At 56.6% G+C, this 21276-nt stretch carries 19 protein-coding genes; 11 read left to right on the top strand and 8 right to left on the bottom strand.

Annotated elements, in window-relative coordinates:
- Window positions 1-14: 14 nt before the first annotated feature.
- The gene (locus G0Q00_RS05065) at window positions 15-506 is read right to left on the bottom strand and encodes a tetratricopeptide repeat protein (protein WP_163036967.1); all 492 of its coding nucleotides are present in this window, start codon (window positions 504-506) and stop codon (window positions 15-17) included.
- A gap of 260 nt (window positions 507-766) precedes the next feature.
- On the opposite strand from G0Q00_RS05065, the gene adh reads away from it, so the two are divergent.
- Window positions 767-2287 (top strand): aldehyde dehydrogenase, encoded by a 1521-nt coding sequence (gene adh / locus G0Q00_RS05060; RefSeq protein WP_163036965.1) that lies wholly within the window; start codon window positions 767-769, stop codon window positions 2285-2287.
- A gap of 102 nt (window positions 2288-2389) precedes the next feature.
- On the opposite strand, the gene G0Q00_RS05055 is transcribed toward adh, so the two are convergent.
- From G0Q00_RS05055 to G0Q00_RS05040, 4 genes are all read right to left on the bottom strand, one after another.
- Window positions 2390-4627, bottom strand: coding sequence for a PAS-domain containing protein (locus G0Q00_RS05055; RefSeq protein ID WP_163036963.1), 2238 nt, complete (start codon window positions 4625-4627; stop codon window positions 2390-2392).
- Window positions 4620-5765 (bottom strand): FIST N-terminal domain-containing protein, encoded by a 1146-nt coding sequence (locus tag G0Q00_RS05050; protein WP_163036961.1) that lies wholly within the window; start codon window positions 5763-5765, stop codon window positions 4620-4622. The genes G0Q00_RS05055 and G0Q00_RS05050 overlap by 8 nt, the downstream gene beginning before the upstream one ends.
- Window positions 5766-5786: 21 nt before the next feature.
- Window positions 5787-6473, bottom strand: a complete 687-nt coding sequence (locus G0Q00_RS05045) for a response regulator transcription factor (protein ID WP_163038326.1) — start codon at window positions 6471-6473, stop codon at window positions 5787-5789.
- 92 nt (window positions 6474-6565) lie between these two features.
- The gene (locus G0Q00_RS05040) at window positions 6566-8317 is read right to left on the bottom strand and encodes a PQQ-dependent methanol/ethanol family dehydrogenase (RefSeq protein WP_163036959.1); all 1752 of its coding nucleotides are present in this window, start codon (window positions 8315-8317) and stop codon (window positions 6566-6568) included.
- 149 nt (window positions 8318-8466) lie between these two features.
- Here G0Q00_RS05040 and G0Q00_RS05035 point away from each other — a divergent pair, with 149 nt between their 5' ends.
- The 5 genes from G0Q00_RS05035 to G0Q00_RS05015 all read left to right on the top strand — a co-directional run bounded on the left by G0Q00_RS05035 (window position 8467) and on the right by G0Q00_RS05015 (window position 13744).
- Entirely contained in the window at window positions 8467-9426 is a 960-nt protein-coding gene (locus G0Q00_RS05035; protein ID WP_163036957.1) for an ABC transporter substrate-binding protein, read from the top strand.
- A gap of 131 nt (window positions 9427-9557) precedes the next feature.
- Window positions 9558-10193, top strand: coding sequence for an ABC transporter permease (locus G0Q00_RS05030; RefSeq protein ID WP_239058323.1), 636 nt, complete (start codon window positions 9558-9560; stop codon window positions 10191-10193).
- Window positions 10180-10785 (top strand): ATP-binding cassette domain-containing protein, encoded by a 606-nt coding sequence (locus tag G0Q00_RS05025; protein ID WP_163036955.1) that lies wholly within the window; start codon window positions 10180-10182, stop codon window positions 10783-10785. Before G0Q00_RS05030 ends, G0Q00_RS05025 begins: the two co-directional genes overlap by 14 nt.
- On the top strand, window positions 10782-12863 hold the full coding sequence (locus G0Q00_RS05020; protein WP_370458536.1) for a 4Fe-4S binding protein: 2082 nt from the start codon (window positions 10782-10784) through the stop codon (window positions 12861-12863). The genes G0Q00_RS05025 and G0Q00_RS05020 overlap by 4 nt, the downstream gene beginning before the upstream one ends.
- Window positions 12863-13744 carry an FAD:protein FMN transferase gene (locus G0Q00_RS05015; RefSeq protein ID WP_163036953.1) on the top strand — a complete coding sequence of 294 codons (882 nt, stop codon included), beginning with the start codon at window positions 12863-12865 and terminating at the stop codon, window positions 13742-13744. The genes G0Q00_RS05020 and G0Q00_RS05015 overlap by 1 nt, the downstream gene beginning before the upstream one ends.
- Before the next feature lie 3 nt (window positions 13745-13747).
- Here the strand turns inward: G0Q00_RS05015 and G0Q00_RS05010 are convergent, their stop codons facing one another.
- Together G0Q00_RS05010 and pedF are read right to left on the bottom strand one after the other, a co-directional pair.
- Window positions 13748-14659: a substrate-binding periplasmic protein gene (locus G0Q00_RS05010; protein WP_370458535.1), complete on the bottom strand. Its 912-nt coding sequence runs from the start codon at window positions 14657-14659 to the stop codon at window positions 13748-13750.
- A 5-nt stretch (window positions 14660-14664) separates the two neighbouring features.
- Window positions 14665-15372, bottom strand: coding sequence for a cytochrome c-550 PedF (gene pedF, locus G0Q00_RS05005; protein WP_163036951.1), 708 nt, complete (start codon window positions 15370-15372; stop codon window positions 14665-14667).
- Between the two features lie 120 nt (window positions 15373-15492).
- Between pedF and G0Q00_RS05000 the strand changes: the two genes are divergently transcribed.
- The 5 genes from G0Q00_RS05000 to G0Q00_RS04980 are packed head-to-tail and all read left to right on the top strand — an operon-like array spanning window position 15493 to window position 19578.
- On the top strand, window positions 15493-16668 hold the full coding sequence (locus G0Q00_RS05000) for an ABC transporter substrate-binding protein (protein ID WP_239058322.1): 1176 nt from the start codon (window positions 15493-15495) through the stop codon (window positions 16666-16668).
- Between the two features lie 10 nt (window positions 16669-16678).
- Window positions 16679-17641: a YVTN family beta-propeller repeat protein gene (locus G0Q00_RS04995; RefSeq protein ID WP_239058321.1), complete on the top strand. Its 963-nt coding sequence runs from the start codon at window positions 16679-16681 to the stop codon at window positions 17639-17641.
- A 10-nt stretch (window positions 17642-17651) separates the two neighbouring features.
- Entirely contained in the window at window positions 17652-18089 is a 438-nt protein-coding gene (locus G0Q00_RS04990; RefSeq protein ID WP_163036948.1) for a hypothetical protein, read from the top strand.
- Window positions 18086-18796, top strand: a complete 711-nt coding sequence (locus G0Q00_RS04985) for an ATP-binding cassette domain-containing protein (RefSeq protein WP_163036946.1) — start codon at window positions 18086-18088, stop codon at window positions 18794-18796. The genes G0Q00_RS04990 and G0Q00_RS04985 overlap by 4 nt, the downstream gene beginning before the upstream one ends.
- Entirely contained in the window at window positions 18796-19578 is a 783-nt protein-coding gene (locus tag G0Q00_RS04980; protein WP_163036944.1) for an ABC transporter permease, read from the top strand. The genes G0Q00_RS04985 and G0Q00_RS04980 overlap by 1 nt, the downstream gene beginning before the upstream one ends.
- Before the next feature lie 310 nt (window positions 19579-19888).
- Here G0Q00_RS04980 and G0Q00_RS04975 read toward each other — a convergent pair whose 3' ends face one another.
- Window positions 19889-21262, bottom strand: a complete 1374-nt coding sequence (locus tag G0Q00_RS04975) for an aspartate aminotransferase family protein (protein ID WP_163036942.1) — start codon at window positions 21260-21262, stop codon at window positions 19889-19891.
- Window positions 21263-21276: the final 14 nt, after the last annotated feature.

The following is a 21276-nucleotide window of genomic DNA, read 5'->3' as shown; positions in this document are numbered from 1 at the left end:
TCCGCTGATCTTAGCTAGAAAGCGAGCGGGTTGTATTTCCAGCTGTCCGCATCCGGCGTGACGCTTTCCAGATCATAGTCATTGTCGATCAGATGTTGCGCGCGGGGCTGGCCCATGGCGGCGGCGGATTCGATCATGCGGCGCCCTTCGTCCTCGTTGCGGGCGACACCACGTCCGCGAAGTAGGTTCAGACCGTGATTGAACATGCCAACTTCGCTGCCGGCCTCGGCAGCTTTGCGATCCCATTCGGCGGCGGCCTCTGGGTCTTCCGGCCCCGCCAGACCATTGTCAGCCATCCACGACAGCCATGTCATACCCTGCGGGCTTGCGTATTCATCCACGGCGCCTTCGAACAGTTTCCTTGCCTCGTCATGTAGTCCGGCTTTTGCTGCGAAATACCCCATGGCGTATTCCATGGGATGAGACTCTCCGTGTTCGAGCCGTTCCAATGCACCATGAAGGGTCAGCTCTTCGGGGTTATGGGTGCCAAATTCATCCGATGTCATTTCTCGACTTTCGGCACAGGCGGCCCCGGCGGAAAACAATACGGCCAAGCTTATTTGTATCGATCTCTTCAGGGTCATCGGAACCTCTCTGATAATCTGCGGCCTCAACAAAACGGCCGAAAGCTTGTGACAGACTACCTCGTCCGCCGTTTCCAATCCACTGGCGGGATGTCCGACCAAAGTCGGGGGTGTCGAAACACCTTCCGGGGTCCATGATTTCGCCATCTGAACTTCATTCACCAATCTTGGGAGGAGACGTTATGAATGAGATGACTCAAGAGGCAGGCACTTTTGCCTCGCCCTTCAAAAGTCGCTACGACAACTTTATCGGCGGCAAATTTGTTGCACCGGTCAATGGCAAATACTTTGACAATGTGACCCCGATCACCGGCGCTGCCGTGTGCGAAGTGGCCCGCTCGGATGCTGCTGATGTTGAACTTGCGCTGGACGCAGCTCATGCTGCGAAAGAAGCTTGGGGACGTACTTCGGCGACCGAGCGTTCGAACATCCTGCTGAAGATTGCTGACCGGATTGAAGAGAACCTGGAAACGATCGCGACCGCCGAGACTTGGGACAACGGTAAGCCGATCCGTGAAACCACCGCGGCTGACATTCCGCTTTCGGTCGACCACTTCCGTTACTTCGCAGGCGTTCTGCGCAGCCAGGAAGGCACCATGTCCGAGATCGATGCGGACACGGTTGCGTATCACTACCACGAGCCTCTGGGCGTCGTGGGTCAGATCATCCCGTGGAACTTCTCGATCTTGATGGCTGCATGGAAACTGGCGCCTGCTCTGGCCGCTGGTAACTGTATCGTTCTGAAGCCTGCTGAACAGACCCCCGCTGCAATCATGGTGCTGATGGAAATCATCGCCGACCTGCTGCCGGATGGCGTTCTGAACATCGTCAACGGCTATGGTGCCGAAGTTGGCGCACCGCTGGCACGTTCCAACCGCATCGCCAAGATCGCCTTCACCGGGTCGACCGAAACCGGCCGTCTGATCATGCAAGCCGCAACGGAAAACCTGATCCCGGTCACGCTGGAGCTGGGTGGCAAATCGCCCAACATCTTCTTCTCGGACGTCATGGCCGAAGATGATGCATTCCTTGACAAGGCCGTCGAAGGCTTCGTTCTGTTTGCCTTTAACCAAGGCGAGGTCTGCACCTGCCCGTCGCGTGCGCTGGTTCAGGAAGACATTTATGAAGAGTTCATGGCCCGCTGTATCGAGCGCGTAAAAGCGATCAAACAAGGCGACCCGCGTCTGGGTGACACCATGGTCGGGGCTCAGGCCAGCCAAGAACAGCAGGACAAGATCATGTCTTACCTGACCATCGGCCGCGAAGAAGGCGCCGAAGTTCTGGTCGGTGGCGATGCGGCCCGTTTCAACGGGGACATCTCGGGTGGTTTCTACATCCAGCCAACCATCCTGAAAGGCCACAACAAGATGCGCGTCTTCCAGGAAGAGATCTTTGGCCCGGTTGTGTCGGTTACGACCTTCAAGGACGAAGAAGAAGCGCTGCAGATCGCCAACGACACGATGTACGGTCTGGGTGCCGGTGTTTGGTCGCGTGACGCAAACCGCTGCTACCGCTTTGGCCGCGCGATCGAAGCTGGTCGCGTCTGGGTGAACAACTACCACGCTTATCCCGCACATGCTGCCTTCGGTGGCTACAAGCAGTCGGGCATCGGGCGCGAAACTCACAAGATGATGCTGGACCACTACCAGCAGACCAAAAACGTCTTGATGAGCTACAACCCCAACAAGCTGGGCTTCTTCTAGGATTGACTCCCCCTGTGGCAAACCCTGATGCGCCACAATAACCTGAAAGCCCGCCTCACCAGAGGCGGGTTTTTTTTCTTTCATCCGGTTAGAGGTGGATGCTCAGGTCTGAGCATGCGGACGGCTTGCCAAAAGGCCTCCGACAAGATCTTGCAAGTCTTCGACATCAAGCGGTTTATAGCGCAGGAAAACCCCCTGCTGCAGCGCATCGCGCGCCAGTTCGGGCGATCTGTTCGCAGTCAGCAATACACACAACAGCGGTCCGTGATTGCCCCGCAGATTTCCAATCAGATCAAGCCCGTTCTTGTTGTCATCCAGATGGTAATCGACAAGAAGAACATCCGGCAGAAGACCGAGTTCTTCAATCTGTGCTTCGGCCTCATGTTGTGAGGCAGCGATCAATGGTGCGGCGCCCCAATCCTCAAGCACCCGTTCCATCGCGTCCTGCACTGTTGGATCGTTTTCAATCACCATGATCAGCGCGTTCTTTAGCGACAAGGGGATATCCCGGCTGGGCTGCACTGTTTCGACGGCCAGTTCTGGCTGTTCTGCAATCGGCAGCGAAACGCGAATGGACGTGCCCACACCAACAGCCGAGGTCAGCTCCAGATCATGCTGCAACATTAGGCAGGCGCGTTCCACAATTGCCAGCCCCAACCCCATCGCAGACTCGGTTGCTTGGCTCGGGTCGGATCTGTGGAATTCCTTGAAGACCAGCTCTTGCTCTTCAGCAGGTATCCCGATGCCAGTGTCGATGACATACACATCGATACCTTTGCCACGGTGGCGCGCACCAACCAATACGCGGCCAGTCTTTGTGTAACGGATCGCGTTTGATACGAGGTTTTGCAGAATACGGCGAAGATACACGGGATCAGATTTCACATGGACCGATGTGGGTACGACGGACAGCTCAAGACCCTTCGCTGCGGCCGCACCTGAAAACTCTTCCAAAAGGCGCTCGAAAATCTGAGCCAACGAAAACTCTGAGATGTTTAGTGTTGCCTGCCCGGAATCGAGTTTCGAGATGTCCAGAAGAGCGCCCAGTATCGTTTCGACTGAGTGAAAGCTTTGCGAGATCCGCCCGACGATAGACCCCTGTTTGGGATCAAGATCTGTGTGCTCCAAGGACGAGATGAACAGCTTGGCGGCATTCACTGGCTGCAACAAGTCATGGCTGGCCGCTGCAACAAACCGCGATTTCGATGCGTTGGCCCGTTCTGCAGAATCTCGGGCCGCTCGAAGTTCATCCGTTCTTTCGACAACACGCTGTTCAAGGGTTTCATTGACCTGATGAAGATCCTTGTAGGTCTGCCGCAGCTTTGTGACGTCATTGAAGGACACAAGGAACGATCCATCAGCCATTTCCTGCCCAACCACATCATATTGAAAACCATTCATGGCCTCCAGTTCGCAACGCAGGATTCCACGGTTCTTGCGGGTCGACGCCCACTCGAACACCACTTGCGGCTGGCTTTCGGGGTTAAACACCACGCCGGGTTCAAAAAGCCTTTCAAACCGGGCCAAGCGCATTCCAGCCCGCGCTAGCCTGCGATGGATTTTCAGAATTTCGATGGCGGCATCGTTCCACTCGATCAGCTTACGATCCGCGTCGAAAATCAAAACGCCCTGCTCGATGTGTTCAAGCGTCGCTTTGACGATCTTGGCTTGCCGATCCAAAATTTTGGTGCGTTCTTCACGTTCCAGCCGTGTGTGATCGGTGATGTCGGTTTGCAGGACAATTGTGCCGCCATCCGGTGTGTTCTGCTCGCTGATCTGCAGCCAAAGGTCGTCCTTAAGCTCGAGCGTGAAGTTCACCGAGTTGCTTTCGTGAACCGCAATGCGTCGGCTCACCCAGTCTTCAACCGACATACCACCAGGCCGCACGATATACGCGCTGCCCGCGGTCAGACGAAGGTAGCTTTCAAAGCTCATGCCACGCTTGATGTCGCCAACGATATCCGGAAACATGGTCGAAAATCGCGAGTTCTTCATCACCAGAGTCTCGCTGGCGTCGAAAATTGCAAAGCCTTCCTGAATTGTCTCAACCGCTGACGACAGATCTTGTCGGGCTTTCTCGGCCTCGCGCTGAGCGGCAGCAAGCTGTGCGTTGGTGGCGTGAAGCACGTCCAGCGCTTCCTCAAGCTTACTGGTGCGTTGTTGGACTTCGCCTTCCAGAGCAATTGCGCGCTCGAAATGCATGTACCCTTTCGCGCTGTCTACAGTCGCCCGTTCCACGCGTGACATCAGCTTGTCGACAATGACCTTGAGCTTCTCGTTTTCGCGCTCAAGGCTGTCGGTTGCCTTCAAAAGGCCATCTGTCGAATGCGGGTCACTCATGGTCAGGTGGATAGATCGCTATTCCTGTCAGGGTCTGGTTTACATGCAGCATATTGTGCTGTTCGCCGTAAGTTGAGAACCCCACAACACGGTGCTTTCTCAGCTCGGCGGACATGTTGATAACTTCTTGTTTTTGCTCGGCTTCAAGCCGTCTGAGAATGCAGTCACACGCAAAAATCAAGTCCGGTTCGCAATCCGCCGAGAGCTTATCAAGCACCTCTTGCAAATGTTCCGAGATATTTCTGGCCTTTGCAACCGTCAGCACCATTCCTTCGTCGATTGAAGCGAAAAACCTGAGATGGCCGTTTTCTTCAACGCGCTGGATGGCGCGCACGTGGTGTTGGTCGCCCACAGAAACTACGATCGGATGCGAGGCAAAGATGAAGGGCGACAGTTGGTTCGGGTCAATGCCGACAATGCGCGCATATTCTGGGGCTGCGGGTTCGGCGTTGATCTCGGTCACAAGCCGTTTTTCAGGAATTGCACCAGTCACAACCAAGCGCTTCTCGGACGATTCAAAGTGGTCTTCTCGGAACACCTCGAACCGGCAATCACTGCGGACGACCAATACGATAGCGGCCTTGTTGCGCACCTGTCCGTTATAGAAGACTGGCGCGCTTTCAAATCGCAACCCGTCGCCCGAAGATCCGCCGAACAACTGTGTCGATCCAAGCGCTGTCGAGACATTCAGAACAAACGCGTCCTCTCGGCGTGACAGGCCATCCACCAGCAGAAACGCAAACTCGTGTTTGAAATCATGTCGTTGCGCCTGCGCGTCGTGGCGAAGCGCCAGAACTTCGCGGCCAATCGCGACCTCGTCCGGATCATCAAGGGCTTCAAATATACGCGCACTCGCGGCGAAATGTGATTGCGGGAAGCCAAGCGCGACAATCCTGTGCTCGCTATAGCCTTCATCGCAGATCTCGCCTGCAGTGCGTGCGCCCAAGATATGCGGGGCATTCAGATGAGCTTGCAGTTGTACGGTAAATTTTTCCAGCTCAACATCAGGCGAGGCCAAGACGATAATGCAGGCATAAGGGTCATCCCCCAATGCCTCGACCAACTTTCCAGCTGGGTCCGTTTCAGCCAACAAGTCGACTGATACGGTCACGACGATACGCGCGTCAGACTCGCTCAATCTGTTCCCCTCCCTGGAAATCTAGCTTTCGCCAGCATCCCCTGTGAGCGAAGCATAGCTGACTTTTTTTGCGAGTAATACAGCTTGTGTACGGTTTTGAACTCCAAGCTTGCGCATGATCGCAGTCAGGTGCGCTTTCACCGTCGTTTCGGCGATGGAAAGGTCATAGGCAATCTGCTTGTTAAGCTTGCCTTCGCAGATCAAATTCAGAATGACCGACTGCTGTGGCGTGAGGCTCGAGAGCTTCTCGACCACGTCCTGGTTTTCCTGCGACAGGAAATCCCCCTGCGGTGCGACGAAATCTTCGGGTGTATAAATTTCCCCATCCGCAACGATCTGGAACGCGCGGACAAGTTCTTCGCGCGGGCTGCCTTTTGGGACGAACCCAACGGCGCCGGAATCCAGAACGCTTGATGTTACGCGATTGTCCGAGATCGACGAGACCACGACGATCTTCGCGTCCGGCACGGCCGAGCGCAGCCGGATCAAGCCATCAACGCCGTCGACATCCGGAAGGTTTAGGTCCAGCACGATAAGGTCGGGCGCGGTTTCAGACACACGCTTCAGCGCATCTTTCAGCGTTGCGGCGGTCTGGATCATCGGCGCGTCGAAAATCTCTCCTACCGTCATGGCCATCGCATCGCAAAACAATGGGTGGTCGTCGATCAACAACAATCTCAATTCACTTGTTTCACCGAAACTCGGCATGACAACCTCAGCCATTTGCATTTTTCGCCTCTGAATTAAATAACGAAAGTGCAGAGCCCACAAGGTGCGGGCTCTGCTTGGTCTGACTTGGGTTAGTTAATGGTCGGGACTTTGAAGACCCAAACCGATCCACCTTGGTTCAGGAAGTTGACCTTCTTGGCCACTTCACCACCCCAGAGCGGAACCGCGCCCCCCCAGCCCGAGGCAACGGCAACATACTGTTCACCATCCTGATCCCAGGTGATGGGCTGGCCGACAATGCCCGATCCGGTCTGGAACTTCCACAGCTCCTCGCCGGTGTCGGCGTCGAATGCTTTCAGATAGCCTTCAGGCGTGCCGGTGAAGACAAGGCCACCAGCGGTGGTCATCACACCCGCCCAAAGAGGCGCATCGTTTTTGTATTCCCATTTGACGTCGCCGGTGTTCGGATCGATGGCCTTAAGGGAACCAATGTAATCCTCGAAGATCGGTTTGATCGTAAAGCCGGACCCAAGATAGGCAGCGCCTTCCTTGTAGCTGACGGGCTCGTTCCAGATGTCCATGCCCCATTCGTTGGACGGGACGTAGAACAGGCCGGTGTCCGGGCTGTGTGCCATGGGCATCCAGTTCTTGCCGCCCAGGAACGACGGAACCGAGAACACAACGTCGCCTTTGCCACCATCAGCGGCGTCGGCAGGGTTGCCGGGACGATTTTCCTCGACAAAGATCGGACGACCATTTTCGTCGATCCCTTCTGCCCAGCTGATGTCCTTCACGAAAGGAGAGGCCGAAACAAAGGCGCCGTCTTCGCGGTTCAGGACATAGAAGAATCCGTTCCGGTCAGCCGTTGCATAGCGCTTGTTGCCTTCAGCATCGACAAACGGAACCACTTCGTTCACGCCGTCAAAGTCCCAGCCTTCGCGTGGCGTGGTCTGGTAGTGCCATTTGATTTCGCCGGTTGCGGGGTCGATCCCGATCCGCGACGCAGCATAGAGGTTGTCGGCAGAGCCGTCCTTGGTGTCGCCAGCACCGCGCAGCCACGAGTTCCACGGGGCAGGGTTGCCCGCGCCGAAGACCAGCGTGTCGGTGTCCGCGTCATAGCTGCCACCCAACCAGGTCGCGCCACCACCGGTTTTCCAAAGATCGCCGGGCCAGGTCGCATTCAGCTCGCCGGTCATGGTGCTTTCTTCGCCGTTCAGCGTGCCCATGTGACCTTCGATCACCGGGCGGGTCCAGACCACTTCGCCAGTTTCGGCGTCGCGCGCCTGCACTTCGCCGATGATGCCGAATTCGCCACCCGAGTTGCCTGTGACAACCAGTCCATTCACGATAAGCGGCGCAGCGGTATAGGAATAGCCGGCCTTGTAGTCTGCGATCTTGTCTTTCCAGACAACGTCACCTGTCTTCAGATCCAGCGCGACGATCCGAGCGTCCAGCGTACCGAAATAAATCTTGTCACCGTAGATCGCGCCACCGCGGTTGATCACGTCACAGCAGGGCAGAATGCCTTCGGGCAGACGTGCATCGTATTGCCAGATTTCTTCGCCCGTCTTCACGTCGATGGCATACATGCGCGAATACGAACCGGTCACATACATGACACCGTCATAAATCAGCGGCTGGGATTCTTGCCCGCGCTGTTTTTCGCCACCCATCGAGAAGGCCCAGGCCGGAACCAGGTTCTTTACGTTATCCTTGTTGACCATGTCGAGCGGGCTATAGCGCTGTTGATGACGCCCCATCCCGTTGCTCACGATCTGTGTGGTGATGTTTTGATCGTTGGCGATGTCCTCTTCGGTCACCCCTGCGATCGACGCCGTCGCAGCGATAACCATCGCTGACGTCGCCAGTAGTAATTTTTTCATCGTGTCCTCCCAATCCGAGACGACAGAAACTCCAGATTCCTGTCGCCCAAAAAACTCGCGGAAAGTGAGTCTGAAAGGTATTGCCAATTGGTCGTATAGGAGATGCGGCCCCTGTTTGCCTACGCTTCATACAAACAGGGAGGACTGTTATGTTTGGATTCAAGAAGGCCGCGTTCAGCGCGGTATTTGCCTGTGTAACACAGGTGGCTTTGGCGGCAGATCTGCCCGTTATCAAGCTTGGTGCCTTGTCGTTTGGCACGGTGAACTGGGAGCTCGACACGATCAAGCACAATGGCCTCGACGAGGCGAATGGCTTCACGCTTGAGGTTGTTCCGATGGGCGGCGGCAACGCGTCTGATATTGCCTTCCTTGGGGGCGAGATCGACGTGATGGTGTCGGACGTCGTGTGGGCGGCTCGTCAGCGCGCCGAAGGTCGCGACGTGAAGTTCATTCCTTATTCCACCGCTGTTGGCGGCATCATGGTGAAGCCAGAAAGCGGCATCACCGATCTGGCAGGCCTGCAAGGCAAAAAGGTTGGTATTGCGGGTGGTCCGCTGGATAAAAGCTGGCTGATCCTGAAAGCCTATGCCGAGAAGACGGCGGGGCTGGATCTGCAGGCGATCACCAAGCAAGAATTCGGCGCTCCGCCGCTTATGTTCAAATCCGCGCTGACCGGGGAAGTCGATGCGGTGATCAACTTCTGGCACTTCCAAGCGAAGGCCAAAGCTGCGGGTCTGGTCGAGATCATCTCGGTCCAAGAAGCTGCCGAAACTCTTGGCCTTAGCACGACGACACCCCTTCTGGGTTACATCGTAAACGGCGATATGGACCCCAAACTGTCCGAGGCGCTTTATAATGCCTCGCGCGCCGCCAAGGATATTCTGCGCAACGACGCCGCCGCCTGGGAGGTTGTCCGCCCGCGCATGAAACCAAAAAACGATGCTCAGTTCGAGGCGCTTAAGGCCGGGTTCATTGCCGGGATCCCCGCCGGAACCGAGATCGACACCGATGCGGTTCAGGACATGTTGAAGCTAATGGGCGAACTTGGTGGTGAAGATCTTGTCGGCAAAGCCACATCTCTTCCAGCCGGGTTGTTCGTCGGCAGCTGACGCAGACAATGCGCCGAAACACAGGCATACGCATTTTTTCCTTGGGGCTGTTCCTTTTGTTTTGGAACGGCCTCTCGGTCTTGTTGGGGGATCCGCAGGTTCTGCCGTCCCCGTTGCAGGTCTTTCACGAAATGAGCGTGCTATGGCAGCAAGGCAAGCTGCAGGAAAACCTAGTGGCGACCGGTTGGCGCGTTACAGCAGCCTTCGGGCTGGCGATGCTCATCGGAGGCGCTTTCGGATATGCGATGGGCCGATCAGACAACTTGGACGCCTGGCTTGATCCATGGCTGATCATCTTCCTGAACCTGCCAGCACTTGTGCTGATCGTCCTGTGCTACCTCTGGGTGGGCCTGAACGAGTTTGCGGCCGTGCTGGCCGTTACGCTCAGCAAAGTGCCTATGACCACTACGATCATCCGCGAGGGCGCGCGCAATTCGTCATCGGCGCTGCGTGATCTGGCAAGTGTTTATCGGCTTTCACTGCTGACCAAGCTGCGCCACATCATTTTGCCGGAACTGTTTCCTCACATTGTCTCGGCGGCAAGAACCGGTTTTTCCGTGATTTGGAAGATCGTCTTGGTGGTCGAGTTTCTGGGCCGTCCAAACGGCATTGGACGGCAAATACACACGCAGTTCTCTTTGTTCGATGTGACGGGCGTGCTGGCCTATGCGCTCAGCTTCGTCATCTGCATCCTGTTCATTGAGTTTGCGATCATGCAGCCCAGTGAAAAGCGGGTCGGGAGGTGGCGTGTCGATGCTGAAGCTTGACCTTCACCGCAAATCCTTCGCGGGTCACTCTGTTTTGGAAGACGTTCATCTGGACCTGAAACACGGTGATCGGATCGCGATTTTTGGTCCGTCAGGCGTCGGCAAAACAACGCTTCTTCGCATTATCGCGGGGCTGGACAGGCGGTTTGATGGGACGCGCGAAGCACCGGATGAGATCGCTTTGATGTTTCAAAACCCGACCCTGCTGGAGTGGCGCACGACCAGAGAAAATCTTCAGGTTTTCCATCCTGCTTCGGAAGAAAAAGACATACAAGAGGCCCTGTCTCAAGTAGGTCTGCAAGACAAAGCTGGCCACTATCCGCGCCAGTTGTCGGTCGGGCAACAGCGACGCTTGGCACTGGCGCGTTGCTTCCTGACCCCTACGCCTCTGGTGCTGTTGGACGAGCCATTTGCCTCGCTGGATCAGAGCCTCAGGCACGAGATGCTGACGCTTACGCGTGCGTTCTTGGACAAAACCGGAAGCGCGCTGGTACTTGTGACTCATGCGCAGGACGAGGCTGAGGCGCTTGGGGCTGAAAGCTATGAGCTGCGCGACGTTCTGCAGCACGGCGCTGAGTTTGCGTCGCCGTGACACGGTCCGATATCATCAACGCTTTGTTCCGCTCGCTGCTGGGGGTGTTCCTACTGGCATTTGGAGCACAGTGGGCGGCGGCCGATCTGGTTGATGAAGCCGAATTGCGAGACGCCGTGATCGCCCCCTACAGCCTTGGTGAGCCGACGGACATCAACGGGGTTTGGGAGCTGCTGAACGGCAGTGGCGCGCGCGAAGGGTATGTCATTCAGTCCGAGGCGATCTCGCCTCTTCCCGGCTTCTCGGGGGCGGCGATCAATATGATGGTATTGCTGGATATGGATGGCGGATTCATCGATGTGAAACTGCTCAATCAAAGCGAGCCCATCTTCGTGTCCGGCATGGGGGAAGCGCCGTTTCGGCAGTTCTTGGAGCAATACCGAGGCCTGTCCATCAACACTCCCATCACCATCGGGACTAACTACGGTTCGGGTGGCGGTGGATCACTGGTCTATCTGGACGGTGTGACCAAGGCCACTGCTTCGGTTCGGATCGCCCACGAAAGCATCATGGCCGCAGCGCGCGAAGTGGCGCGACAAAAGCTCAAGGGTATTGCTCGCCCGCAAGAAAAAGTCGTGCTTAAGCCTGATTTGGACCAGACATTCACTTGGGATCAGCTGGTCGAAGAGGGCATCGCGCGCCATGTCGTTGCCACCCATGGCGAAGTGCGGGGCGAGTTTGCCGGGACGACTTGGCAAAGCGACGACCCCTTTCCCGGCGCCGACGACGGAGACCCTTTCATCGATCTCTGGATTGTAGACGTGACAGCACCGCCGGTTGCGAAAGCGGTGATGGGCGCGCGGATGCTGCGCGACTGGGAGCGGCTGGGGAGGATATCGCCAGACGACCAGACGCTTCTTTTGATCGAGGCTGGTGATCACGGATTGGTGTCAGAGGACTTCGTTCGAAACACCGCACCCTCGTGGATCGAGGCAAAACAGGACGATTTCCCCGTGTCCATGATGGATGCGGACCTGTTGATTGACCTGAAAGAGGGTCTGCCTGATGGTCAGGCCATGGTGCTGAGGCTCGATCGCAGGCTGGGATTCAACCCGGTGCGCGAGTGGCAACTTAGCCTTTTGGCGATCCGTTACCACGGGATGCTCCAGCCGCAGGAAGGCCAAGCGCGCTTCAGCTGGATGGTCAGGGCGGATGAACGGTTCTTCGACGTGCTCACCCCGCCCAAACCCTTGTCTCCGTTCGAAAGCGCATTGGTGAATAGACGCGCCGATCTGCTATTGCTGGGTGGTTTTCTGGTGTTGGTCTTTGCCCTTATGACGTTCAATCGTCGTTTCGTGCGCCGCCGCGAATATCGTCTGGTGCGCTATGGCGTACTTGCAGCGACGCTTGGCTTGATTGGGTGGTGGGGGCAAGGTCAGCTTTCGATCCTGACACCGATTGCGACCCTGTCCGCCGCAATGGCCGGGAAATCGCTCAGCTTCCTGCTTTACGATCCGTTTTCGCTTGTGATTTGGATCGCCGCGATCATCGGGTTCTTCATCTGGGGGCGGGCGCTTTTTTGCGGATGGTTGTGTCCGTTCGGCGCAATGCAAGAATTTGTTGGCGCGATCGCCAAGCGTTTGGGCGTTCGGCAACTGACGGTCTCGGGCATATGGGACCGACGTTTGAAGCTTATGAAATACGCTGTGCTGGCCGGTCTGGTCGCGACGTTGTTCTATCGCCCGGAACACGTTGAAACCGCTGCCGAGGTCGAACCTTTCAAAACCGCCATTTCGGTCTTCTTCCAGCGGGAATGGTACTACGTGTTCTACGCCATGATCTGCCTATTTGCATCGGCGGTCGTGTTCAAAGCCTATTGCCGTTACCTCTGCCCCCTTGGCGCACTTATGGCAATCGGCGGTTGGTTGCGTTTAACGCCTTGGATCGAACGCCGGGCCGAATGTGGATCACCCTGCCAATTGTGCAAAGTCAAATGCGATTACAAGGCCATCAAAACATCGGGAAAGATCGACTATTCCGAGTGCTTTGGTTGCCTGGAGTGCGTCGACATCTATGAAGATCGCAACAAATGCGTGCCACTGATCGTAACCGACAAGAAAAGGGTACGCGTGTCATGATGCAGCGAAGAAATGTCATCAAACTTGGGGCGGCCGCGCTGGGGGCATTGGCCCTGACGCGGTACAAACCAAGCCGGCGCGAATGGCACGGGCGCGGATTCGGCGCAAATCTGTCGGTGGTGTTTCAAGAAAGCGGCGAAGACGCGGACAGGACGTTCTCGGCAATTGAAGCCGAGGTTGAACGACTTGAGAATGTGTTCAGCCTGTTCCGTCCACACTCGGCCATTTCACGGTTGAACCGAGAAGGGGTTCTGCACAATCCGCCGGAAGATCTGGTTGCGCTGCTGAATATGTCAAAAGAGGTCTGGGCCGCGACTGACGGGGTCTTTGATCCTACCATACAGTCGGTCTGGCAAGCAGAGCACGCTTCCCCACTCCCTCCTGCCGGGTTTGGGACGATTGACGTCCAACGCGACATCATCCGGTTCGAAAAACCAGACACAGCCCTGACGCTGAATGGGATCGCGCAGGGATATGCGAGTGATCAGCTGTCTCGCCTATTGCAGCGCCGTGGCCAAGCCGTACATCTGGTCGATCTCGGAGAATTCGCGGCGGGCGACGGCGATTGGCGTTTGGGCATCGAGAACGATGAGGCACAGCGGCTAGGGTATGCCGATTTGGAAAATCTTGGCCTTGCGACCAGCGCTCCGGGCGCCATGATACGCGCCAATGGTCGGGCACATATCGTGCACCCTTTGGGGCGCGCTCCCGTTTGGAAAACCGTCACGGTTCAAGCGCAAAGCTCGGCGCTGGCGGACGGGTATTCCACCGCGCTTTCGCTCATGCCCAAACCAGAGATCGGCGCGCTTGATTTCCGCGCCCTTGGGATCGTCAATGTCTGGTTGGAAAGTCACGAAGGCGACGTGATACAGATGGGCTGACGTTTAGTATTCCGGGGCGGCGTGGCTCACGCCGTATTTCTCGAAAATGGCTGCGATCCGGCCATCGGCCAACGCATCCGCAATCGCGTAGTCGGCGGCATAGGACAATTCGCGGAAATTGTGACGCACAGCGATGCCCAGCGTCCATGTATCGAGCGCGAAGTTCACAAGCGGCGGGGTGGCCACTGCGATGGCATCACTTTGGTCGAGATGCTCCAGAATGCTCTTCACGCCCATGACGGCATCCACTTCCCCTGCTTCCATCGCAGCGAAGGCGTCTTCGTGTTCCGGGTAGTGGCGAATGTTGGGCAGTAGCATACCGCCGTTGAAGTTCGACAGATAGAAATCCGAGATCGTGTGGTTTTCAACGCCCACCTTGTGAAAGCGGTAATAAGGCGTTGTCGGAGCATCATCCGGGAATACGTCGATGCGATAAGCCGTCGCCAATGTCTCGTTGAAATACTGACCGTTCAGAACGACAAGTTCGTTCCGGCATTGCAGGTCTTTACTGTAAGGCACATGCATCATGATGTTCGATACCCGGCCACCAATCAACGGCCCCTTCCAGACCTGATTGCGCAGATCGGCATCGACGTTTTCGTCGGCGGTCACGAAGTTGAAGCGCGCCTCGACACCGATATCCTCGGCAATGATGCGCGCGATCTCGATATCGATGCCTTTGGGCTTGCCGCCCTCCTCCCACGAAAATGGAGCGAAGTCATCATAGACAGCAAAAGTTAGAAACCCTCGTTCAAGGATTGTGTCGAAGTCCTGCCCAACGTCGATCCGAGTGTCCGAGCGGTTCGGGACCACGTCGTCATAGCCCTTGGCCAGATCTTCACATCGAGCCAGCGCGTGCCCGGAGGTGCCGGCCAATAGGCCGAGCACCAAGACAATATGAATCCAGAACCGCACGCCGATCAGTTTGCAGCTGACAGGCCGATGGTCAAGATCTCGGCTGCTTTGCCAAAGCTTTGGGCGCTGCCGTCCAATGCCAATGCGGCACGAGAGACGGCCGATTCTGCCACCGGTGCATCCGATCCAGTTTCAGCCGAACTGTTGATGTCAGTCAGTTCACTGCGCAAGGCGGCGACCTCGTCGCTCAGTGCTGCAGCGTCGGCACCACCCTCGATCTCAACCGCACGGGTTTTCAGATAGTCGCGGATTTCGGACAGGCGGGACTGATGATCGTCAAACGCTCCATCGTCTGGGCGCGTTTCGACATAGGTGCGGATCGCCCATGCCGCTTCCTGACCAAGCAATTCCCCGAAAGCAGGCATCTTGGTGATGCCGTTTTGGGTCATGCCATTACGGTAGCGTTCGAGATACCATTCGTCGCCGTCCCAATCTGCACTGAGATAGCGCAGGTCCGGAGCAAGTCCGCCGGATACCACTTCCAGCCCATGGCACCGTGCACAGTTCTGGTTATAGCCAGACGCGCCGATGTCGATGGCGGCTTGCCAGTTTTCGCCAGCCGGGTCACGCCAAGGGTTTTCTTCAAGCCATTCCTCACCAAGGTCAGGAAGGCCGGCTGTGTCCACAGCCTGTGGGGCTACGTCGCCGTGAGCAAAGGCAGCAGCGGCGGCAAGAATGAACGGTGGCACAAGCATCCGTGTCGAGAGTTTCATTGTGTCTCCTCCAAGCTTTTGAAACTTTCTAATTGGCTTGCTGCGACTGCACTATTCGACCTTTGTCCAACTACTCGAACGTCTAACAATCAGAGACACTCTTTTTTTAGGGAGGAACTGATGACGAACTTATTGAAATCATTTGTCGTCATGCTGGTTGTTGGCTTGCTCGCAAACATTTCCAACGCCGCGGACAATCAGCGCGACATAAATGTGCTCTACCTCAGGATTGCCACTCCTGAACGCCCCGTCCTGTCGAATCTAGATCCGATCCCCGAGGATCTGGGCCTTGCAGGCGCTAATCTGGCTGTTGCTGACAACAACACGACGGGCGGCTTCATGGGATATCAGTTCGTCATGGAAACCGTCGATCTGGCCGAGGGCGATCTGGAGTCCGCGCGCGCGGCCTTGCAGGGCAGCGACGCCCCCTATGTGCTGCTAGACATGAGCGCCGAGGAAATGATCAGCCTTGTGGACGGGACCGAAGCGCGGCTGTTTTTCAACATACGGTCCTATGACGACAGTTTGCGTGGCGAAAACTGCCGCGCCACGCTTTTGCACACATTGCCAAGCTATGCCATGCGCGCCGACGCGCTTATGCAATTCGTCTTGAAGAAGCGATGGGATACGATGGCGCTTGTAACAGGCAATGCCGCTGAGGACGCCAAATTTGCTCAAGCGCTGCACAAAGCCTCGAAGAAATTCGGGATGAGCTTCGCGACAGAAGAACCTTGGGTTCTGGATGGCGATCTGCGCAGGCAGGCTGGCGCGGAAGTCCCGTTGCTGACCCAGAAGCTTGGTGACTATGACGTGCTGTTCGTTGCCGATGAACACAACGATTTCGCGCGTTACCTTGCCTATAATACTTGGCTTGCCCGCCCGGTTCTTGGTGGCGATGGCCTTCGCGCTACCGGTTGGGACCGGGTAAACGAACAATGGGGCGCTGCCCAGTTGCAAAGCCGATTCCACGAACTATCGGGCCGGAACATGCAGGACGTGGACTATGCCGCATGGGCCGCGTTGCGCGCCGTGGACGAAGCCCATCTGCGAACAAGTTTTGCCCCCATCAACGACATTCGCGCCTTCCTTCTGGGCGGAATCGAACTGGCTGGGTTCAAGGGTCGCCCCCTGTCATTCCGCAACTGGAACGGGCAGATGCGCCAACCTATTGGGCTGACGCACGCCTCGGCTCTGGTTGCGATGGCTCCGCTTGAGGGATTTCTGCACGCCAGAAACGAGTTGGACAGCCTTGGTGCTGACGAACCGGAAAGCCAATGCATAGCATTCGGAGAATGAAGCAATGAAAATGAACACCTGTCTGGCGGCCTTGATCGCCCTTCTACCCGCTGCGGGCTTCAGTGACGAGATCTGGGTTTCGAACGAAAAAAGCGACACGATCTCGGTGATCGATGTCGATACATTGGAGGTCATAAAGGAATACGAGGTCGGGGAGCGTCCGCGCGGTATCCTGTTTTCGAGCGACTACAAGTATCTCTATATTTGCGCGTCGGATTCAGATTCGGTTCAGGTGCTGGATGTCGAGGCCGGCAAGATCATCCACGAACTGCCCTCAGGCGAAGACCCCGAACAATTCGCGCTGCATCCCAATGGGAAGCTGCTTTACATCGCCAATGAAGATGATGCCGTGACCACTGTCGTGGATACCGAAACCCACCACGTTATTGCGCAGATCAACGTGGGGGTTGAACCGGAAGGGATGGCGGTCAGCCCCGATGGCAAGACGACGATCACAACGTCTGAAACCACCAATATGGCGCATTGGATCGACACGGAAACGAACAGCATCTACGCCAACTCTCTGGTCGATGCCCGGCCACGCCATGCCGAGTTTACCGCAGACGGCAGCAAGCTTTGGGTTAGCTCGGAAATCGGCGGCACGGTTGCCGTGTTCAACACCGCCGATCAAAGCCAGATCGCCAAGATCGCGTTTGAGATCACCGGCGTTCATCCCGACAAAGTTCAGCCTGTCGGGGTCGAGCTGAATGCTGACAACAGCCTTGCCTATGTGGCGCTCGGCCCGTCCAATCACGTCGCCGTGGTCGATACCGCAACCTACGAGGTGCTGGACTATGTTTTGGTGGGGCGCCGTGTCTGGCACATGGCGTTCTCGCCTGACGGAACTAAGCTGTTCACGACCAATGGTGTGTCTGGCGACGTCAGCGTTGTCGATCTTGCCACCAACAAAGCCATCAAATCCATCAAAGTGGGCCGCTTCCCTTGGGGCGCGGTCGCACGCCCGACCAGTTGAGGAGCCACAAATGAAAAAAGCCATTATCCTTGCCAGTCTGCTGGCCGCAAGCACCGCGTTTGCGGATGACGATGACGACAGTCTGGGCATGGCCGGACTGTTGTCGGGATCCAACAAGATTGACCTTCCTGAAGTTATCCTGTCCGTCGGCGAGCCTCTGGCCGACGCTCCGTGGGAACTGAAATCAGGCAAGTATTACGAGGTCGAATTTACGGCAGACGGGTCGGGCGAAATTGGTCTGGCCGGAAATGATTTCTTCCGCGCGATCTGGGTGGACGAAGTTGTCATCGAAGGGTTGGAAATCCGTCCCTACGCGCTACACTCGATCGAGTTTGACGACGCGGGGACGATGGAAATCGGCTTCGTCGCAATCAAACCCGGAAAATACGAGCTGCGCATTCCGGGCAGCACCGGCGAAAGCCAGGCGATACAGATCGAGATTGAATGACCAAAGCCGTTGTCCTGGAAGATGTGGACCTAAGTTATGGGCCTCGCACCGTCCTTTCGCAGTTTTCGCTGCGATTGGACGAAGGTTCTTTTACCGCTCTTCTGGGACCTAACGGGGCTGGAAAATCAACAATCTTCAACCTGATTGCGGGCCTTCTTCTGCCAGATCGCGGTGACGTGCGCGTGATGGGGCAGTCCCTGATGACGTCGCGCGCGGGATTGCGTGACGTCGGCATGGTGTTTCAACAATCTGCGTTGGATATTGAACTCTCAGTCGCACAGAATTTACGTTATTTCGCTGGGTTGCACGGGATTAAAAAACCCGCGGACCGGATCGAAAAGCTTCTGGCGCAGTTTGGCCTTGAAGGGCGCGAGAGAAGCTCGGTGCGCGACTTGAATGGCGGGCACCGTCGCCGTCTGGAAATCGCTCGCGCGCTGTTACCCAGCCCAAAGATTTTACTGCTTGATGAGCCCACAACTGGACTAGATCCTGCGTCCAAACAAGCGATCGTTGATGAAGTGCATGCGATGAGCGCTCACGGCGTGACGGTCCTTTGGATTACTCACCTTTTGGATGAGCTTTGGGCCGAAGACGATGTGATTGTTTTGCAATCTGGACAGATCGCAAGTCGCGGCGGATTTGCGGAGCTTGGAGGCGCAGAAGAGCTGTCGCGACACTATGCAGGCCACGAAAGACCGCAGCTATGATGACATGTCTCAAAGCCATCATCATCCGCGAGCTTTTGCGTTTCCTGCACCAGCGCGAGCGGTTTCTTGCGGCACTTGTCCGCCCGCTTGTCTGGCTTTTCATTTTCGGGGCAGGTTTTCGTGCGGCACTTGGCCTGTCGATTATCCCACCCTACGAAACTTACATCCGCTACGAGACATATATCGTCCCTGGCCTGTGCGCGATGATCGTGCTTTTCAACGCCATGCAGTCCTCGCTTTCGATGGTCTATGACCGGGAAATGGGATCCATGCGGCTTTTGCTAACCGCGCCGGTGCCTCGCTGGTGGATCCTTCTGGCAAAACTTCTGGCCAGTGCGTTCGTGTCGATCCTGCAATGCGTCGTCTTTCTGGCGATCGCTTGGGTGTTTGATATCCGAATGCAGTGGGGTGGTTATCTTGCAGTATTGCCCGCCCTGTTCCTTGTCGGGCTGATGTTAGGAGCCATGGGGCTTTTTCTATCCGCCATGATCACGCGACTTCAGAATTTCGCAGGCGTTATGAATTTCGTAATCTTCCCGATGTTCTTCCTGTCCACAGCGCTTTACCCGCTTTGGCAGATGCAGGAGAACGCGCCTTATATTGCATCGGTGGTCGTCTGGAACCCGTTCACATACGCGGTCGAGCTCATCCGGTTCGCTCTTTACCAGCGGCTGGAACCAATAGCGCTTTCAATAGTGTGTGTTTGCACTGTCTGGTTCTTCCTTCTAAGCCTGTGGGGATATGATCCGACAAAGCCATTTCTACGGGCAAAAGTTGGCTAGGTCTGGCTTGCTTGGACCTGACTGCTAAGCAGGGCTACATCCTATTGAGATGAGCATCGATCGATCCGCCAAAGAGTTGTCTTGCCGTTTCGCATTGTATGAGTTTACAGACATCAGATTTTCGGATGCAGCGAAAAGGGCTGTGTCAGAGAAAGCCTACTTGAGACGGGCATGGCGCCAGTTTAGCGTCCTGCCATGCCCAAACCATCCCCATTCCGCTATTTCAAAACCAGTCCCGAGATCATCCGTTTGGCGATGAAGGCAGGAAGGGCCGATAGATATCGGCCCTGTCCCGGTTTTTTTGTGCGCGTTAGCCCAGAACGGCCTTTACCGCATCAACTGTCCCGGCCACGACCTGATCGGCCTCTTCGCGGGTCAGGCAGAAGGGCGGAGCAAAGCCAAGGATGTCGCCTTGCGGCATGGCGCGGGCGATGATCTTGGATTGCTCCAATAGCTTGGCCGAGATCTGCGGCCCGATCTTGTCGGCGGCGTCAAAGAAAGTACGGCTGTCCTTGTCTTTCACGAATTCGACGGCACAGAGCATCCCTTCGCCGCGCACGTCGCCGACATGGGTGTGATCGGCTAGCGCAGCACGCATGGTATCGTTCAGGTAGGTGCCGACCTGGCCTGCGTTCTGCACGAGGTTCAGGTCATCGATCAGCTTCAGGTTCGCAACACCCGCCGCGGCCCCGATCGGGTGCGCCGAATAGGTCCAACCATGGCCAATCGGGCCGTTTTCGTCCGTCCCCTGCTCAAGCACTTTCCAGACCTTGTCCGACACGATCGAGCCAGACAGCGGCGCATAGGCCGACGTTAGGCCCTTGGCGATGGTGATGATATCGGGTTCCATGCCGTAGTGATCCGAGCCGAACATGGTGCCGAGGCGGCCAAAGCCGGTGACGACCTCGTCGGCTACCAGAAGAATATCGTGTTTTTTCAGCACCGCCTGAATGGCGTTCCAATAGCCAGCGGGCGGGGGCACGATGCCGCCCGTGCCTAGAACCGGCTCGCCGATGAAGGCGGCGATGGTGTCGGCCCCTTCACGTTCGATCAACGCCTCCAGCTCGGCCGCGCAATGGGCAACGAACTGCTCTTCCGTTTGATCCAGATCGGCGCGGCGATAGTAATACGGCGCTTCGGTGTGGATCACCTGTTCGACCGGCAGGTCGAATTTCTTGTGAAAGAGCTCGAGCCCCGTCAGCGATCCCGTGACCAACCCCGACCCGTGATAGCCACGCCAGCGCGAGATGATCTTTTTCTTTTCGGGGCGACCAAGGATGTTGTTGTAGTACCAGATCAGTTTGACGTTGGTTTCGTTCGCGTCCGAGCCTCCAAGGCCAAAATAGACCTTGGACATGTTCTTCGGCGCACGATCCAAGATCATTTTCGACAGCGTGATCGAGGCTTCGGTGCCGTGACCGACATAGGAGTGGTAATAGGCCAGCTCTTTAGCCTGTTCACCAATCGCCTCGGCGATCTCTTGTCGGCCATAGCCGACGTTCACACAGTAAAGCCCAGCAAAGGCATCCAGCAGCTTGTTGCCGTCACGATCCTCGATAAAGACGCCAGAGGCAGTCTTGATCACACGGTTCGGGCTTTCACCGCGGGCGTGTTGGGCCAGGTGGGTCGAGGGGTGGAAAAAGTTCTCGCGATCCCACTGGTCGAGTTGGTCGTTTTTCAGCATTTGCGTTCCTTTCT

Origin of the sequence: Aliiroseovarius sp. PrR006 (genome assembly GCF_010500215.1) — a bacterium.
Taxonomy (GTDB): Bacteria; Pseudomonadota; Alphaproteobacteria; order Rhodobacterales; family Rhodobacteraceae; genus Aliiroseovarius.
This window is presented reverse-complemented; position numbering and strand designations above follow the sequence as displayed.

Excerpts from the sequence above, each read along its gene's own strand:
- G0Q00_RS05065 (WP_163036967.1), bottom strand. The coding sequence starts at position 506 with ATGACATCGGATGAATTTGGCACCCATAACCCCGAAGAGCTGACCCTT.
- adh (WP_163036965.1), top strand. The coding sequence starts at position 767 with ATGAATGAGATGACTCAAGAGGCAGGCACTTTTGCCTCGCCCTTCAAA.
- G0Q00_RS05055 (WP_163036963.1), bottom strand. The coding sequence starts at position 4,627 with ATGAGTGACCCGCATTCGACAGATGGCCTTTTGAAGGCAACCGACAGC.
- G0Q00_RS05045 (WP_163038326.1), bottom strand. The coding sequence starts at position 6,473 with ATGCCGAGTTTCGGTGAAACAAGTGAATTGAGATTGTTGTTGATCGAC.
- G0Q00_RS05040 (WP_163036959.1), bottom strand. The coding sequence starts at position 8,317 with ATGAAAAAATTACTACTGGCGACGTCAGCGATGGTTATCGCTGCGACG.
- G0Q00_RS05035 (WP_163036957.1), top strand. The coding sequence starts at position 8,467 with ATGTTTGGATTCAAGAAGGCCGCGTTCAGCGCGGTATTTGCCTGTGTA.
- G0Q00_RS05030 (WP_239058323.1), top strand. The coding sequence starts at position 9,558 with ATGAGCGTGCTATGGCAGCAAGGCAAGCTGCAGGAAAACCTAGTGGCG.
- G0Q00_RS05025 (WP_163036955.1), top strand. The coding sequence starts at position 10,180 with ATGCTGAAGCTTGACCTTCACCGCAAATCCTTCGCGGGTCACTCTGTT.
- G0Q00_RS05015 (WP_163036953.1), top strand. The coding sequence starts at position 12,863 with ATGCAGCGAAGAAATGTCATCAAACTTGGGGCGGCCGCGCTGGGGGCA.
- pedF (WP_163036951.1), bottom strand. The coding sequence starts at position 15,372 with ATGAAACTCTCGACACGGATGCTTGTGCCACCGTTCATTCTTGCCGCC.
- G0Q00_RS05000 (WP_239058322.1), top strand. The coding sequence starts at position 15,493 with ATGACGAACTTATTGAAATCATTTGTCGTCATGCTGGTTGTTGGCTTG.
- G0Q00_RS04995 (WP_239058321.1), top strand. The coding sequence starts at position 16,679 with ATGAACACCTGTCTGGCGGCCTTGATCGCCCTTCTACCCGCTGCGGGC.
- G0Q00_RS04990 (WP_163036948.1), top strand. The coding sequence starts at position 17,652 with ATGAAAAAAGCCATTATCCTTGCCAGTCTGCTGGCCGCAAGCACCGCG.
- G0Q00_RS04985 (WP_163036946.1), top strand. The coding sequence starts at position 18,086 with ATGACCAAAGCCGTTGTCCTGGAAGATGTGGACCTAAGTTATGGGCCT.
- G0Q00_RS04980 (WP_163036944.1), top strand. The coding sequence starts at position 18,796 with ATGACATGTCTCAAAGCCATCATCATCCGCGAGCTTTTGCGTTTCCTG.
- G0Q00_RS04975 (WP_163036942.1), bottom strand. The coding sequence starts at position 21,262 with ATGCTGAAAAACGACCAACTCGACCAGTGGGATCGCGAGAACTTTTTC.